Source organism: Streptomyces sp. NPDC021020 (assembly GCF_044333285.1).
Taxonomy (GTDB): Bacteria; Actinomycetota; Actinomycetes; order Streptomycetales; family Streptomycetaceae; genus Actinacidiphila.
In genome coordinates this window covers 443,704-459,291 of record NZ_JBIRQQ010000008.1, presented here as the reverse complement: position 1 = coordinate 459,291, position 15,588 = coordinate 443,704, and the positions used below count along the sequence as shown (strand labels likewise).

Below are 15,588 nucleotides of genomic sequence, written 5' to 3'. Positions count from 1 at the left end.
TGATCGACGAGACCGGCGCGTTGGAGTATGCCGGATGGGGCGGCGCACGTCACCGGTGTGCCGCGAGGGAAGGCGGGGGCGGCGGAAGATCGGCGGTTTTCCGGAACGGCGGGGCCGTGCCCGGCGCGCCGTCGTACGCTCGGCGCATGGAGAGGCTGGAAGCCGGCGACCCGCGGTCGATCGGCGGTTATCCCTTGTTCGCGCGGCTCGGGGCGGGCGGGATGGGGCAGGTGTTCCTGGCGCGGACCCCCGCGGGCAGGGCGCTCGCGCTCAAGACCGTACGGCCGGAGTTCGCGCTCGACCCCGGCTTCGGCGCCCGCTTCGCCCAGGAGATCCGCAACGCCGACCGGGTGCGCTCGCCGTGGACGGTCGCGGTGGTCGACTTCAGCCCGCCCGGCAGCGGCCCGCAGTGGCTGGCGACCGAGTACGTACCGGCGCCGTCGCTGGCCGACCGGGTCGCCGCCCACGGCCCGCTGCCCGGGAGCGCCGTGGTCGCGCTGGCCGCCGAGCTGTGCGGGGCGCTGCGGACGGTCCACGAGGCGGGCCTCGCGCACCGCGACGTCAAGCCGTCCAACGTGCTGCTGGCCGGGCAGCGGCCGCTGCTCATCGACTTCGGTATCGCCCGGGCCGCGGAGGACACCCGGCACACCAGCACCGGCGCGATGATCGGCTCGCCCGGCTACATGGCGCCCGAGCAGGCCACGGCGGGCTCGGCGGCCGAGCCCGGCGACCTGTTCGCGCTCGGCGCGGTGCTGGTGTACGCGGCCACCGGGCACGGGCCCTTCCAGCACCCCGGTGAGGAGGTCTCGGCCCCGGCGCTGCTCTACCGGGTGGTGCACGAGGACCCGGATCTGGACGGTGTGCCCGCCGAGCTGCTGCCGATGGTCCGCGCGTGCCTGGCCAAGAGCCCGGCGGACCGCCCCGACGCCCGGGCCGCCGCCGGGCTGCTCCCCGGCGGCGGCGCCACCGGCGGCTGGCCCGCGGCGATGCCGGAGCTGGCGGCGGACCTGGCGGCCAGGGAGGCGCGGACCCGGGCGGCGCTGGGCGCGGCGCCCGCCGCTGACCTCGGCCCGTCGCCGTACGGCCCGGGCACCACGGCCTACCCGGCCCGCCCCGCGCCGCAGCCCTCCCCGCAGACCACCCCGCACACCGCGCCCTATCCGCGGACCGCCGCACCGCTGACGGGCCCGCGGCATCCTTACGGCGGCGCCCCCTCCTCCCCCGCCGCGCCCACGCGGCCGCGGGTCTCCGGCACCGTGCTCGCGGCGGCCGGCGGCGTGGTCGCGGTGGCGGCGGTGCTGGCGGTGGTGCTCAGCCAGTACGCGGGCGGCGGCTCGGGCGGCGGCAGCGGTTCCGGCGGCGACGCGGGCGGCAAGGGCTCGGGCGGCCCGTCGTCGGGGGTGTCCACGGCCTCCGCGGGGGACGAGCTGCCCGCGGCCTGGGTCGGCACCTGGTACGGCGAGGGTCCGGGGAGCTACTCCCAGGGCAGCAGCGCGGTCAAGGTCACGCTCACCCTGCGGGGCGGCAAGCGGGGCGCCACCGTGGGCAAGCAGGTCAGCAGCATCCCCGTGCCGGACTCCGGCGTGGACAACGGCTGCACCGAGGACCTCCGGCTCACGGGGGTGCAGGGCGACATGGTCACCTTCCAGGCGGTCACCAGCGTGCCCACCGACCCGGATTCGGATCTGCACTGCGCCGACGGCCGCGTCTACACGCTGTCCATGACCGACGCCACGCACCTCCAGCTGGCGCCCGGTTCGACGGCCCCGGGGTCGCCGACCGGCCTGGAGAAGAAGGACTGAGCCGGGGCCCGTCAGGTGCCGGTGAGCCGCAGGCCCGCCCACAGCGCGGCGGTCGCGGCGACCAGCGTGGGCGGCACGGTGAGCAGCCCGAGCCGGGTGAAGGTGCCGAGCTTCGCGTCGGCGCCGTGGGCCTGCAGGACGCGGCGCCACAGCAGGGTGGCCAGCGACCCGGCGTAGCTGAGGTTGGGGCCGAGGTTGACGCCGATGAGCACGGCGAGCACCGGCCCCGCGCCGCCGGACTCGGCGAGCGGCAGCAGCGCGAGGGTGGCCGGCAGGTTGTTGATGAGGTTGGCCAGGACGGCGGCGCAGGCGGCGACCCCGAGCAGCGCGGGCAGGCTGTCGCCGTCCGGCAGCACCGCGTCGGCCGCGTCGGACAGCCCGTTGCGGACGACCGCCTCGACGACGACGCCGAGCGCGAGCACGAACAGGCAGAACAGCGGCCCGGCCGCCTTGACCAGGCCGGGCACGGTGGCCCGCCCGCGGTGGAGGGCGCGCACCCCCAGGACCAGCGCGCCGGCCAGCGCGGCCCAGGCCGGGTTGATCCCGGCGAGCGAGGTGAGGGCGAAGCCGGCCAGCGTCAGGCCGAGCACCACGAGGGTGAAGGCGGGGACGGTGGGCGGCTCGCCGCGCTCCGGCGGGTGCTCGACGACGGCGAGGTCGGCGGCGAAGAAGCGGCGGAAGACGACGTACTCGATGCCGACGGCCAGCAGCCAGGGCACCGCCATCAGCAGCGCGAAGCGGGTGAAGGTGATGCCCGCGGCGGTGAAGGCCAGCAGGTTGGTCAGGTTGGACACCGGCAGCAGCAGCGAGGCGGAGTTGGCCAGGTGCGCGCACGCGTAGACGTGCGGGCGGGCGCGGGCCCCGGCGCGTGCGGCCGTCGCGATGACGACCGGGGTGAGCAGCACGACGGTGGCGTCCAGGCTGAGCACCGCGGTCACCACGGCGGCGACGGCGAAGACCCCGGCGAGCAGCCGCTGCGGGCGCCCGTGGCAGGCCTGCGAGATGGCGTCGCCCGCGGCGGTGAAGAGCCCGTCGTCGGCGCACAGCTCGGCGAGCACGAGCACCGCGGCGAGGAAGCCGACGACGGGCGCCAGTTCGCGGATCTGGTGCCAGGCGGCGGAGAGCGGCACCGCCCCGACGGCGGTCAGCAGCGCGGCGGCGGGCACCGCGGCGGCGGCCTCCGGCCAGCCGTGCGGGCGCACCACGGCGAAGCCCAGGACGAGCAGCAGCGCGGCCACGGACAGCGTCTCTGCGGCTGCGGTGCTCAGCGGAACTCCCTGGTCCGGATGACGGCGTACCAGGTGATTTCATCACAGCGGGGGGTGGTGCCCGATCAGCGCTGCCGGTGGTGCGGTCGGGTGCGTCAGCCGGTGTCGGCGAGGGTGAGCTTGTGCAGCCGGTCGGCGGGGCCCGCCTTGCCGTAGTACCAGCCCTGCGCGGTGTCGCAGCCGAGCGCGCGCAGGTGGTCGGCCTGGACGCGGGTCTCGACGCCTTCGACGGTGACGGTGAGGTCGAGGGCGTGCGCGAGGGTGACGATGCACTCGACGATCTTGGATTCCATCGGGTCGGCGGGCCCCCGCCGCATGCCCAGGGTGAAGGCGCGGTCGAGCTTCAGCACGCTGACCGGGAGCCAGCGCAGCGAGGCGAGGTTGGAGTAGCCCGTGCCGAAGTCGTCCAGCGCTATGGCGACCCCGAGGTCGGCGATCCGCCGCAGCGGTTCGAGGGCGTCCTTGTCGGCCCCGATCAGGGCGCTCTCGGTGACTTCGAGGCACAGGGCGCTCGGCTCCAGGCCGCTGTCGTCGAGGACCGCGGCGACATCGGCGACGAGGCCGCGGTGGCCGAGCTGCACGGGCGAGAGGTTGACGTTGATCCGCGGCGGCGGCCCGGGGCAGTGCGTGTCCTGCCGCCACTCCTGGGCCTGCCGGACGGCCTGCTCCAGCACCCAGCGGCCGAGCGGCACGATCTGCCCGGTGCTCTCGGCGAGCGGGATGAACCGGTCGGGGCCGAGCACCCCGTGCACCGGGTGGCTCCACCGCACGAGCGCCTCGGCGCCGAGCACGGTGTTGTCCTCCAGGGCGATGAGCGGCTGGTACTCCACGAAGAACTCGTGGTGCCGCAGCGCGCTGGGCAGCTGGTTGGTCAGGCCGTGCCGGGTGATGGCGCGGGCGTCGGCGTCCGCGTCGGCGACCTCGTAGCGGTTGCCGCCGCGTTCCTTGGCGCGGTACATCGTGATGTCGGCGCTGCGCAGGATGTCGGCCGGGCCGCGGCCGCCGACCGGGCCGTGCACGATGCCGAGGCTGCCGTGCACCGGGAGCTGGCGGTCGTCCAGCAGCACCGGGGTGGACAGCGCGCCCAGGATGCGCGCGGCCAGGTCGGTGACGGCGCGCCGGTCGGGCGGGTCGGCGTAGAGCGCCACGAACTCGTCGCCGCCGATACGGGCGACGAGCTGGTCCGGCGAGGTGACGCAGTCCCGCAGCCGGTCGGCGACGGCGAGCAGCAGCCGGTCGCCGACGGCGTGGCCGAGGCTGTCGTTGACGGCCTTGAAGCCGTCGAGATCCAGGTAGCACACGCCGATGTGGCGGGCGGGCCCGCCCGCGGGCTCTTCGAGGGCCTGGTCGAGGCGTTCGAAGAACAGCGCCCGGTTGGGCAGCGCGGTGAGCGCGTCGTGGGTGGCCTGGTGGCGCAGCCGGTCCAGCAGCCGGCGGCGCTCGGTCACGTCGTCGAGCAGCGCGAGCTGGTAGCGCGGCTGCCCGGCGCCGTCGCGCAGCAGCGACACCTGGACGTCGGCCCACAGCACCGAGCCGTCGGCGCGCGGGTAGGCCTTCTCGATCTGGTAATGGTCGCGCTCGCCGCGCACCAGCTCGCGGTTGACGTCCTCGGTGTCGCCGGAGTGCTCCGGGCGCCCGGAGTGCTCGGGGCGGCCGGCGTGCTCGGGAGGTTCGGGGTGCTCGGGGTGCAGCCAGTCGCAGGTCCTGCGCTGCCGGATGAAGGCCTCGCTGCCGAACATCCGGACCAGCGCCGCGTTGAGCTCCAGGATGGTGCCGTCGAGGTCGGCGATGCCGATGCCGACGGCGGCGGTCTCGAAGACGGCCCGGAAGCGGGCCTCGCTCGCGGCGAGCGCGCTCTCCGCCTCGCTCTTGGCGTTGAGGGCGGCGCGCGAGATGGACTCCTGCTCGCGCAGGGTGCGTTCGCGCAGCGCGTGGGCGAAGCCGACGGCCACGGCGTGCTGGAGGCGCGAGCAGCGCGCCCGGCATTCGTCGGCGGGCAGTCCGAGATCGGCGCCGGGACCGCAGTAGAGGACCAGGTAGGCGTCGATGACGCCGAGGATGCTGGGCAGCGCCTCGGGGTCGGTGCAGTGGGCGGCGACCAGGCCGGTGCCGACCGACACGGCCGCGCGCGGCTCGAAGCGCTCGGCGTGCAGGGTGTCGCGCAGCACGGCGGCCAGCGGCCGCAGGTGCGCCTCGAACTCCGCCTTCGTCATCGAGGTGGCCGTCACCGGGTAGATGGCCCGGCTCCAGATCGCCGCGAACCGCGCCAGGCTGTCGTCGTCCAGCGCCGTCGCCGGGCCCGGTCCGTACCCGGCGAGGACCGGTCGCAGCGTCACGCCTTCAGCCCCACACCGGCCAGGCCGGCCAGCACGGCGGGGTCGATGTCGTCCCCCGGCGGGGAGTCGGGGCGCCAGTAGGGAAGCGTGACGACGCCGGGCTCCAGCAGCTCGAAACCGGTGAAGAAGCGTTCCACCTCGTCCGGCGAGCGCAGGATCAGCGGGGTCCTGGTGCGCCGGTAGATCTTCACGGCCTCGTCCTGGTCCTCGTTCATCTCGGTCTGCTGGGTGCCGTGGGTGACGACCAGCACGCTGCCGGGCGCGAGCGCGTCGCGCAGGGTGGCGACCACGCCGTAGGCGTCGTCCTCGTCGTCGGACAGGAAGTGCAGCACCGCGACGAGCAGCAGCGCGACCGGCCGGTCGAGGTCCAGCAGCCGCCGGACCTCGGGGTGGTCCAGCACGCCGCGCGGGTTGCGGAGGTCCGCGGCGGCGATCGTGGCGCGCTTGTTGCCGTCGAGCACCGCCTTGCTGTGCTCGACGGCGACCGGGTCGTTGTCGACGTAGACGACGTTCGCCTCGGGGTTCAGGGCGTGCACGACCTCGTGGACGTTGCCGAAGGTCGGGATGCCCGAGCCGATGTCGAGGAACTGCGTGATGCCCCGGCCGACCGCGTACCGCACCGCGCGGCGCATCATCGCCCGGTTGGCCTGCCCGAGCCTGGGGATGCCCGGCATGGCCTCGATGGCCTTCCTGGCCGCTTCCCGGTCCACCTCGAAGTTGTGCGAGCCGCCGAGGAAGTAGTCGTACACCCGCGACACGCTGGGCACGTTGATGTCGATACCGGGGGGTGCCCAGGAGGGTCGCTCAGTCACGGTGGGAGTCTCCAGGTCGAGGGGCCGGGTGGACGCGTCCGGAGCAACTGCCGCGGACGGAAGGCCGCTTGTCCCTGTGAGGCTACTGATCGTATGTTCGGAGCGAAACAACCAACCGGAGACGCTACGTCCGTTTTCGGTCAACAACCACCGGCATGTGCAGCTGCGAAAACGCGCCACGGCGAATTCGCGCAGAGGAAACGGGCCGAACCCGCCTGGACGACGGGCCCACGGCGCTGCACGCCGTGGGCCCGTCGTCGGTTTCCGGCCAATCTTTCCGGGCCGGGTGTGGTCACGCTCCGGTCAGCAGGCGCCTTCGTCCTGCCACACGCCCCACTCCCCGGTGGTGCCGGGCTCCTCGTTGGTCGTCCACCACTTGGCCTTCCACAGGTGGCCGTTGTGCGCGACCTCGTTGCCGCCCGTGTAGACCGCGGAGGCGCTCCACTGGGCGGCGGTGCAGGTGCCGTCGCCACCGCCGGGCGAGGTCGGCGGGGTGGTGGGCGGCGTCGTCGGCGGGTTGGTGGGCGGGGTGGCGCCGGCGAACTTCACCGAGAACTTCGCGAACTCCCAGTCGCTCTGCGGCACGCTGCTGCACGTGCCCGAGGTGGTCTGGTTGTCCGGCGGGGTGCACTGGCGGTCCCGGTTGAGGGACCAGAAGGTGAAGCGGGCCATGCCGTGGCTGGTCGCGTAGTCCAGCACGGTCTGGAAGTCCGCCTGGTAGAAGTACTCGCCCGCGTCGCTGCGGCCGTTCATGCCGGAGAAGCCCTCGTGGGCGTACGCGGTCGCGGTGTCCCAGCCGAAGGTGGTCTTCAGCAGGCCGTTGAAGGCGGTGAGCGCGGAGGTCTGGGCGGCGGCGCCGTTGAAGCCGCCGTCGAAGGGCATGATGGAGAAGTTGTTGGGCGTGAAGCCCTGCGACTTGGCCTCGTTGAGCATCTGCTGGCCGAACCAGCCGGTGCCGGCCGCGGTGCCCGCGGTGGTCACCGAGATGTAGAGGCCGGGGTTGTTCTGCTGCAGGATCTTGGCCGCGCCGATCTCGTGCGCGACGGCGGCGGTGTTCTCGTACTCCGGCTCCTCCAGGTCGAAGTCCATCGCCTTGAGCTGGTACTTGTTGATGACCTGCTGGTAGGCGGCGGCGGTCGAGGCCGCGTCGGAGCAGGCCTGGCCGAGCTTGGTGCCGCCGTAGCCGCCGATCGAGACGGAGACGTCGCCGCCCTTGGCGCGGATCGCGGAGATGACGCTGCCGACCGCGGTGTCGGACGAGACCGCGCTCGTACCGCTCCACGTCGGCGTACAGCCACCGCCGTTGGGCGCCAGGATGAAGGCGAGCTGGAAGGCTTTCAGGCCGGTGGCGTCCATGATCGCGGTCGCGTCCGGCGGATTGTTGTCGGTCGGCATCAGATACGGGGCGGCGGCGTACCACTGGCTGCCCAGGGCGGCGGACGCCGCCGTGGCGCCGTCGGCCTGCCCGGCGCCGACCGTGGCCACGGCACCCAGCCCGGCCACGGCGAGCGCGGCGGCGGCCACGCCCGAACCCAGTGCTTGGAGACGCTTCACGTCTGGAACCTCCTGTGGGGGAACGTGCCAGCAGAATCCAGCGCTGACACGAACCCGTCAATGAGTTGGTCCAGACCTTTAGAGCAACCCACAAATTGGTCGAGACCAATTTGTGGCAGAAGCGGCACGTGGGCGCTCCGCGCCGGGAGTTGGGCACAAGCCGCTCCCACGACGGGGACGCGCGGCGCGCGGGGCTGGCGACGCCGCTGCCGCGGCGGGCGCACGCAGGGGCCGTGCGGCGTTGCGCCACGCCGGCACCCGGTGCCGGGGCTGGCGACGCCGCTGCCGCGGCGGGGACACGCGGGGCGCGCGGGGCTGGCGACGCCGCTACCGCGGCGGGCGCACGCAGGGGCCGTGCAGCGTTGCGCCACGCCGGCACCCCACGCCCGGCGTTGACAAGCCGCTCCCGCGACGGGGACGCGCGGCGCGCGCGAGGCTGGCGACGCCGCTACCGCGGCGGGCGCACGCAGGGGCCGTGCAGCGTTGCGCCACGCGTGCACTCGGCGCCGGGTGGTTGGCGACGCCGCTGCCGCGGCGGGGACGCGCGGCGCGCGGGGCTGGCGACGCCGCTGCCACGGCGGGCGCACGCAGGGGCCGTGCGGCGTTGCGCCACGCCGGCTCCCGGTGCCGGGGTTGGCGATGCTGCTGCCACGCGCGGGCACCCGACGCCGCTGCCGCGGCGGGGATGCGGGGGTGGTGCGCGATGTCGGCACCCGGTGCCGGGGGCGGACCGTGGGGGTCCGCCCCCGGGGGGTCAGATCACGCCGACGGAGGCGAGGGCGCGGCGTTGGCGGGGGGTGGGCCTTGCGGGGAAGTAGAGGTAGCAGACGCCGCCGGTGCCGCCGCTCGTGCCGCCCGTGGCGTTGATGCGCTTGGTGCGGAGCCAGATCGTCTCGAACTGGGCCCGCTTGTAGACGTTGCGGACCACCGCGTCGCTGTCGCTCGCCGGGTCGTTGGCGACGACGTCGCCCTCCGCGGTGAAGCCGACCAGGGCCATCAGATGGCCGGACGTGCCGTAGCCGGCGCCGTCCAGCTCGGAGGCCAGGAAGGACTGGGACGTTATCACCGGGATGCCGGCGGCGACGAGCGTCTCCACGTCGTTGAGGGAGTGCAGCCGGGTGATGACGCCCTGCATGTCCGGGTAGGTCGCCGCGTAGGCGGCGTTGAAGGGCCAGTTGCCGCAGCCCTCGTACTGGTAGTCGTACGTGTAGCGGGCGCCCTGGTCGACCTGCGGGTCGGCGTACGACGGGTCCACCCACGCCATCTGCTCCGCGGTGGGGCCGCGCCCCCAGTACTCGATCACCATCGTCGAGGACGTCGGGCTGCACCACGCCTCGCCGCCGTTGTCGTACTCCGGGTACTGCCCCTTGTGGATGTTCTGCGAGTACGCGGGCACCGCCAGCTCCACGCCCGCGCCCACCCCGGGCACGGAGGCCGGCACGGTGAAGCGGTCCGGGATGTTCGACGCCATCGCGCCGAGCCGCCACACCCGCGGCGTCAGCCTGCTGCCGGGCTTGCGGAAGAGCGTGAGGCGCAGCCGGTACGACGCGAGCAGCGGCCCGGCCGCGGCGTCGTCGATGGAGAAGGTGTCGGTCCAGATGCTGCTCCTGCCGTCCGTCTGGTCGTCGACGGAGGTGCGCCGGATGTCCTCGGGCCCGTCGCCCGCGGTCCAGCGGCCCATGACGTACGCCGGGGTGGCGGTGCCGTCGGTGTACGTGCCGAGCAGCTCGACCTGGAGCCAGGTGCCCGCCGGGGTGTGCGCGTTCCAGGACGCGATCAGCTCGCTCGCCGGGTGCGGGACCTTGCGCACCGGCGAGGTCCACGACGCGGACTCCCAGGTCGCGGTGGTGCCGGTGTGCGGGTCGGTGTAGTCCAGCGAACCGGTGGCCCGGCCGATCTCCAGGCCGGGCCGCACGCCGGGCACCGGGCGGGTGCCGGAGTGCGCGCCGAACAGCCAGTCGGGGAAGCTCGTCCAGCCGTGGTAGTCGACCGGTGCGTCGTCGGGCGCGGCTCCCCCGCCGTGCCCGTGCTGCGCGGCGCCGGGCGCGGCCGCCGCGCCGGGCGCCGCGGTCGCGGGCCGTGCGACGGCGGTGGTGGCGGCGGCCGCCGCGGCGGCCAGCGCCGCGGTGATGACGGTACGGCGGGGCGCGTTACTGGTCATGGCTGAATCCCCTTCGTTTCCCTCGGCGTTGCTCGTTCCTGGGCGTGCCCGGGCAGCGCGGGGCACCCCTGCGCGCGGCCGGCGGGCAGGTCGCACCACCATGGCAGCACGACCCGCCCTTCCACCAGGCTTTCCGGCCGCGTGGCGGCACCGTCATTGGTCTGTTCCAGTGGCGCCGGGCCGCCGCTCAGCCGGGCAGCACGACCAGGTCGCGCCCCGTCAGATTCAGCCGCTCGCCGCCCTCCCCGGTGCACACCGCGATGTCCTCGATGCGCGCGCCGTACGTGTCGGGCAGGTAGATGCCGGGCTCGATCGAGAAGGCCATGCCGGGCGCCAGCGCCCGGCTGCTGCCCGCCACGATGTACGGCTCCTCGTGCGACTCCATGCCGATGCCGTGCCCGGTGCGGTGGATGAAGTGCTCGCCGTAGCCCGCGGCGGCGATGATGTCGCGGCCCACCGCGTCCAGCTGCTCGGCGGTGATGCCGGGCCGCACCGCCTCGGTCTGCGTGGTCTGGGCGCGCAGCAGCACCGCGTACAGCTCGCGGAAGCCCGCCGGGGGCTCGCCGACGGCGTAGGTGCGGGTGGAGTCGGAGCAGTAGCCCTCCGCGGTGGTGCCGCCGATGTCGACCACGACCGGGTCGCCGGTGCGGATGACGCGGTCGGACACCTCGTGGTGCGGGCTCGCGCTGTTGGGGCCCGAGCCGACGATGACGAAGTCGACGGTCGCATGGCCCGCCTCGATGATGGCGTCGGCGATGTCGCGGGCGACCTCGCGCTCGGTGCGGCCGGGCCGCAGCCACTCCCCCACCCGGCGGTGCACCCGGTCGATGGCGGCGCCCGCGCGGCGCAGCGCGGCGACCTCGGCGGGGCTCTTGCGCATCCGCAGCTCCGTCAGCACGTCGCCGGCCAGGCACGCCTGGGCGTCCGGCAGCGCCGCCTGGAAGGCCAGCAGCTTCTCCGCCCACATGTGGTTGTCCACCGCGAAGCGGCGGACGCCCGCGGGCAGCCGGCGGGCGATCATCGCGTACGCGTCGTCGGTCTCGGCGAAGCCGGTGATGTCCAGGCCCAGGCCGCCGGCCGGCGAGGCCGTCGCGGCGGGGCGCTCCAGCGCGGGCACGACCAGGAAGGGGTCTGCCTCGGCCGGCACCACCAGGCACGTCAGCCGCTCCAGCGGCAGCGCCTGGTAGCCGGTCAGATACCGCAGGTCCGCGCCCGGCGAGACCAGCAGCGCGTCGAGGCCCGCGTCGCCCGCGGCCTTCCTGGCGAGGGTGAGGCGCTCGGCGGGGTGGAGCGCGTCGGCATTCTGCTCGGTTACGGTCACGCCGCCCACGGTAAACGCCCGTCCCGCTCCGGGCGCCGGTATTTCCGGCACGCCGCGCGCCGCCCGGTACGGCGTGCCGCGGGGGTGCGTAGGGTCCTGGGGCATGGATGACGAAAAGGGCCTGTCACTGCGCGAGCTGGCCGCGGCGCTCGGCGTGCCGGCGCCGTCCTGCGGCCCGGTCCGGCTGGTCGCCGTCGACGGGCACGCGGGCTCGGGCAAGACCACGCTGGCCGGGCGGCTCGCCGCCGAGCTGGGCGGGGTGCCCGTCGTGCACACCGACGATCTCGCCACGCACGAGGAGCCGTTCGACTGGGAGGAGCGGTTCGGGGCGCAGATCGCCGGGCCCTTCGCCGCGGGGCTGGCCGCGCGGCACGAGGTCTACGACTGGACGGCCCGGCGGTTCGCGTCCTGGCGCGACGTGCCGGCGGCGCCGGTGGTGCTCGTCGAGGGCGTCGGGGCCGGGCGCCGCGTCCTGCGCCCGCACCTCGCGCTCACGCTGTGGCTGGAGGTCGACCGCGGTACCGCGCGGGGGCGCGGGATGCGGCGGGACGGTCCCGCGCTCGCCCACTTCTGGACCGGGTGGTCCGCCGCGGAGGACGCGCATTTCGCGTCGGACCCGACGCGGCCGTACGCGGACCTGCTGGTCCGTCAGACGCAGGACGGCTACCGCGCGGTACCCGGCCCCACGCGCGGACCTGCGGTGACGGCTTGACCGCTTGGCGGCGAGCAATTACGTTTTCAACCAAGCGGTCCCGGAAGACCGCTTTCCGTAGCACGGAGCCCCCGGTTGTTCCCCCGTGACCGGGGGCTCCGTCTGCCCTTCCCCGCGCCCCGGGCTTCGCCCGGGAGGTGCCCCCACGCACCCCTGAAAACGCTCACCCCCACCGGCAGGCAGCCGCCCAGCCGGCCCGAGGGTGACGGTGCGGGGTGCCCCCGCAGGAATGCGCTGCAAGTGGCTCGCCCACACGGTAAGAGGGTGAACGCGCATTCCGAGGAGGTGCCCCGTGCCGGCACCCACCCCAGCGACGGACAGGAAGCGCGATGCCCCGCCGGGCAACCCGGGGGGGCGCGGGGAACTGCGCGAGCAACCACCCACCGACCGCAAGGTCGCGGCGCCCACCGCAAGGGGCAGCCCGGGGCGTACCCCCCGCGCAAGGAGCAGCACCCGGGAGCAACCCCGCAGGGGACATGCGCACTACGGCCGCGCCCGCTTCGCGGGTACGATGCGAAGGGGTCGCGGTGGTGTCCTGGGGAGTCACCACATGCTTCAACTTCCGCGCGTCGCCAACCGGTTGGCGGCGGGAGCCGTCGGCGAGGGGCGCGGGGGCAACGAGGGTGGGGACCACATGGACTTCGGCACCGACCGCGCGGGCGGCCCTGCCGACCTCGCCTGGCTGCGCGGCATCGACGCGTACACGGTGGGCGCCTACGCCCAAGCCGAGGAGGAGTTCAGGACCGCGGTCCGGCTGGACCAGGGAATGGCCGACGCCTGGCTCGGCCTGCACGCCCTGCGCGCGGACACCGCGACCGCCCTGCTCCAGATGTACCGGCACCGCGACCGCTTCGGCGAGCAGCGCGCCGCACACCGCCGCACGCTGAACTCCTGGTACTGGCTGGGCTGGTGGGTGCAGCCGGTGCTGGAGACCAGCCGCGACCTGCTGCTCGCGCACGCGAGCCACTGGCTGGACGGCCGGCACGTCGCCGAGCTGGACCGCGCGCTCGCGGACTGCCCGCCCGTCGACACCGACCCCCAGGTGCGCTTCCTGCACGCCTGCCGGGCGTATCTGGTCAAGGACTGGGAGCATCTGGTCCGGCACACAGAACCGCTGCTGGGCGACCAGCTGCTGGGCATCGAGGCGGGCCTGTTCGGCGGCATGGCGCGGGTGCGCCTGGAGATGTGCGGGCAGGCGGAACCGCTGCTGTCCGCCGCCCTGATGCGCTGCCGCAGCGAGCAGCCGCAGCGCAAGGAGCTGCGCTACTGGCTGGCCCGGGCGTACGAGGGCACGGGCCGTACCGCCGCGGCCGTACCGCTCTACCGGGCGGTGCACCGGGTGGACCCGGCGTTCATGGACACCGCCGCGCGGCTGGCCGCGATACACGAGACGGACGACGGCCTCGACGAGAGCGCGGGCCTGGCCACCGCGGTGTCGCTGGCCGGCGGGCAGACGGTGCCGGAGGGCGGCACGGACCTGGAGGCCGGGCTGTACGCGGAGCCGGGCGACGGCCGCCCGCCCGCCGTACCGGAACCGGCCGAGGTCGACGACGTGCTGCTCGCCCCGCCGGGCCCGCTGGAGGAGGACCCGCGCGACCGCGGGGCCGCCCCGCCGGCGGGCGGCCCGCAGGTCCCGCTGCCGCTCGGCGGCTCGGACCCGGCGCTGCTGGCCCAGGCGCTCGCGGAGCTGGACCGGATGGTGGGCCTGGAGCCGGTGAAGCGCCAGGTGCGGGCGCTGTCGGCGCAGTTGCGGATGGCCCGGCTGCGGGCCGGGCAGGGGCTGCCGGTGCAGCCCCCGAAGCGGCATTTCGTCTTCTCCGGCCCCTCGGGCACGGGCAAGACCACGGTGGCCCGGATACTGGGCCGGGTGTTCTACGCGCTGGGCCTGCTCGGCGGCGACCACCTCGTGGAGGCCCAGCGGTCCGATCTGGTCGGCGAGTTCCTGGGCCAGACCGCGGTCAAGGCCAACGAGCTGATCGACTCGGCGCTGGGCGGCGTGCTGTTCGTCGACGAGGCGTACGCGCTGTCCAACTCCGGCTACAGCAAGGGCGACGCGTACGGCGACGAGGCACTCCAGGTGCTGCTCAAGCGCGCCGAGGACAACCGGGACCGGCTGGTGGTGATCCTCGCGGGCTATCCCGAGGGCATGGACCGGCTGCTCGCGGCCAACCCCGGCCTCGGCTCGCGCTTCACCACCCGGGTGGACTTCCCGAGCTACCGCCCGGGCGAGCTGACCCGGATCGGCGAGGTGCTGGCCGCGGAGAACGGCGACCACTGGGACGACGAGGCGATCGACGAGCTGCGTGCGATCAGCGGCCATGTCGTGGAGCAGGGCTGGATCGACGAGCTGGGCAACGGCCGGCTGCTGCGCACGCTGTACGAGAAGAGCTGCGCGTACCGCGACCTGCGGCTGTCGGAGTATCCGGCGACGCCGACCCGCGACGAGCTGGCGACGCTGCGGCTGCCGGACCTGATGCAGGCCTACGGCGAGGTGCTGTCGGGGCGCGGCCCCGGCGTCCCGCCGTCGCCCGACCCCGCCGAGTAGCGGGGCCGGGCGGCGGGCGTCAGCGGACGAGCTCGCCCGGCATCGGGCGGTGCGCCGGGTGCGAGGGGTCCCGCACCTCGCCCACCAGCATCTCCAGGACGTCCTCCAGCGCCACCAGGCCGAGCACCCGCCCGCCCGGCTCCGCGACGGCCGCGAGGTGCGAGGCGGCCCGCCGCATCGAGGTGAGCGCGTCGTCCAGCGGCAGGTCGGCCCGCAGCGTGGTGATGGGCCGCCACAGCCGGCGCGGCACCGGGCGGTCCTGGTCCTCCAGGTCCAGGACGTCCTTGACGTGCAGGTAGCCGAGGTAGCCCGTACCGGACTCGGCGGCGACCGGGAAGCGCGAGTAGCCGGTGCGTACGGTCAGCTCCTCGACCTCCCGGGCGGTCGCCGTGGGGGCCAGGGTGATCAGCTCGTCGGGGGTGAGCAGCACCTCGGTGACCGGGCGGCTGCCCAGTTCCAGGGCGTCCTCCAGCCGCTCCTGCTCGTCGGAGTCCAGCAGCCCGGCCCGCCGGGCGTCCTCCACCAGGACCGTCAGCTCGGCGCTGGTGAAGACGGACTCGACCTCGTCCTTGGGCTCGACGCGGAAGGCGCGCAGGATGAGCCGCGCGGCGGCGCCGAGCACCACGATGACCGGTGCGAAGACCCGGGCGAAGCCGACGAGCCCGGGGCTGAGCCACAGCGCGGTCTTCTCCGGGTCGGCCATCGCCAGGTTCTTCGGCACCAGTTCGCCGATGACCAGGTGCAGGAAGACCACGAAGGCCAGCGCGAGCACGTAGCCGACCGGGTGGACCAGGTCCTCGGGCATGCGGGCGGCGGAGAAGACCGGCTCCAGCAGACGGGCGACGGTCGGCTCGGCGACCGCGCCGAGGGTCAGCGAGCAGACGGTGACGCCGAACTGCGCGGCGGCCATCATCTGCGGCAGGTTCTCCAGCCCGTGCAGCACGGTACGGGCCCTGCGGTGGGTCGCGGCGAGCGGTTCGACCTGGCTGCGGCGGACCGAGACCAGGGCGAACTCGGCGCCGACGAAGAAGCCGTTGGCGAGCACCAGCAGCAGCGCGAACACCAGCATCAGCGCGT

Annotated in this window: 10 protein-coding genes; 3 read left to right on the top strand and 7 right to left on the bottom strand. The window is 74.6% G+C overall.

Annotated features, from left to right (window positions below):
* The first annotated feature begins 146 nt into the window (after positions 1-146).
* Positions 147-1,802: a serine/threonine-protein kinase gene (locus ACH4SL_RS25790; RefSeq protein ID WP_398449511.1), complete on the top strand. Its 1,656-nt coding sequence runs from the start codon at positions 147-149 to the stop codon at positions 1,800-1,802.
* An 11-nt stretch (positions 1,803-1,813) separates the two neighbouring features.
* On the opposite strand, the gene ACH4SL_RS25785 is transcribed toward ACH4SL_RS25790, so the two are convergent.
* The 6 genes from ACH4SL_RS25785 to ACH4SL_RS25760 form a co-directional block, all read right to left on the bottom strand.
* A complete protein-coding gene (locus ACH4SL_RS25785; RefSeq protein ID WP_398449656.1) occupies positions 1,814-3,070 on the bottom strand; it encodes an SLC13 family permease in 1,257 nt (418 codons plus the stop codon).
* Positions 3,071-3,165: 95 nt separating this feature from the next.
* Positions 3,166-5,400 carry a putative bifunctional diguanylate cyclase/phosphodiesterase gene (locus ACH4SL_RS25780; RefSeq protein ID WP_398449654.1) on the bottom strand — a complete coding sequence of 745 codons (2,235 nt, stop codon included), beginning with the start codon at positions 5,398-5,400 and terminating at the stop codon, positions 3,166-3,168.
* A gap of 2 nt (positions 5,401-5,402) precedes the next feature.
* On the bottom strand, positions 5,403-6,218 hold the full coding sequence (locus ACH4SL_RS25775) for an SAM-dependent methyltransferase (RefSeq protein ID WP_398449509.1): 816 nt from the start codon (positions 6,216-6,218) through the stop codon (positions 5,403-5,405).
* A gap of 303 nt (positions 6,219-6,521) precedes the next feature.
* Positions 6,522-7,772: a carbohydrate-binding protein gene (locus ACH4SL_RS25770; RefSeq protein ID WP_398449507.1), complete on the bottom strand. Its 1,251-nt coding sequence runs from the start codon at positions 7,770-7,772 to the stop codon at positions 6,522-6,524.
* 754 nt (positions 7,773-8,526) lie between these two features.
* Complete coding sequence (locus ACH4SL_RS25765; protein WP_398449504.1) at positions 8,527-9,933, bottom strand: peptidase C39 family protein; 1,407 nt, start codon at positions 9,931-9,933, stop codon at positions 8,527-8,529.
* Between the two features lie 187 nt (positions 9,934-10,120).
* Entirely contained in the window at positions 10,121-11,254 is a 1,134-nt protein-coding gene (locus ACH4SL_RS25760) for a M24 family metallopeptidase (protein ID WP_398449502.1), read from the bottom strand.
* 103 nt (positions 11,255-11,357) lie between these two features.
* Here ACH4SL_RS25760 and ACH4SL_RS25755 point away from each other — a divergent pair, with 103 nt between their 5' ends.
* Positions 11,358-11,966 (top strand): uridine kinase, encoded by a 609-nt coding sequence (locus tag ACH4SL_RS25755; RefSeq protein WP_398449500.1) that lies wholly within the window; start codon positions 11,358-11,360, stop codon positions 11,964-11,966.
* A gap of 634 nt (positions 11,967-12,600) precedes the next feature.
* Complete coding sequence (locus ACH4SL_RS25750; protein WP_398449652.1) at positions 12,601-14,511, top strand: AAA family ATPase; 1,911 nt, start codon at positions 12,601-12,603, stop codon at positions 14,509-14,511.
* Positions 14,512-14,530: 19 nt separating this feature from the next.
* Here the strand turns inward: ACH4SL_RS25750 and ACH4SL_RS25745 are convergent, their stop codons facing one another.
* The gene (locus ACH4SL_RS25745) at positions 14,531-15,580 is read right to left on the bottom strand and encodes a hemolysin family protein (protein WP_398449650.1); all 1,050 of its coding nucleotides are present in this window, start codon (positions 15,578-15,580) and stop codon (positions 14,531-14,533) included.
* Positions 15,581-15,588 lie beyond the last annotated feature (8 nt).

Bases quoted from the DNA above. Each gene is read 5' to 3' on its own strand.
- ACH4SL_RS25790 (WP_398449511.1), top strand. From the start codon at position 147: ATGGAGAGGCTGGAAGCCGGCGACCCGCGGTCGATCGGCGGTTATCCC.
- ACH4SL_RS25750 (WP_398449652.1), top strand. From the start codon at position 12,601: ATGGACTTCGGCACCGACCGCGCGGGCGGCCCTGCCGACCTCGCCTGG.
- ACH4SL_RS25745 (WP_398449650.1), bottom strand. From the start codon at position 15,580: ATGCTGGTGTTCGCGCTGCTGCTGGTGCTCGCCAACGGCTTCTTCGTC.
- ACH4SL_RS25765 (WP_398449504.1), bottom strand. From the start codon at position 9,933: ATGACCAGTAACGCGCCCCGCCGTACCGTCATCACCGCGGCGCTGGCC.
- ACH4SL_RS25755 (WP_398449500.1), top strand. From the start codon at position 11,358: ATGGATGACGAAAAGGGCCTGTCACTGCGCGAGCTGGCCGCGGCGCTC.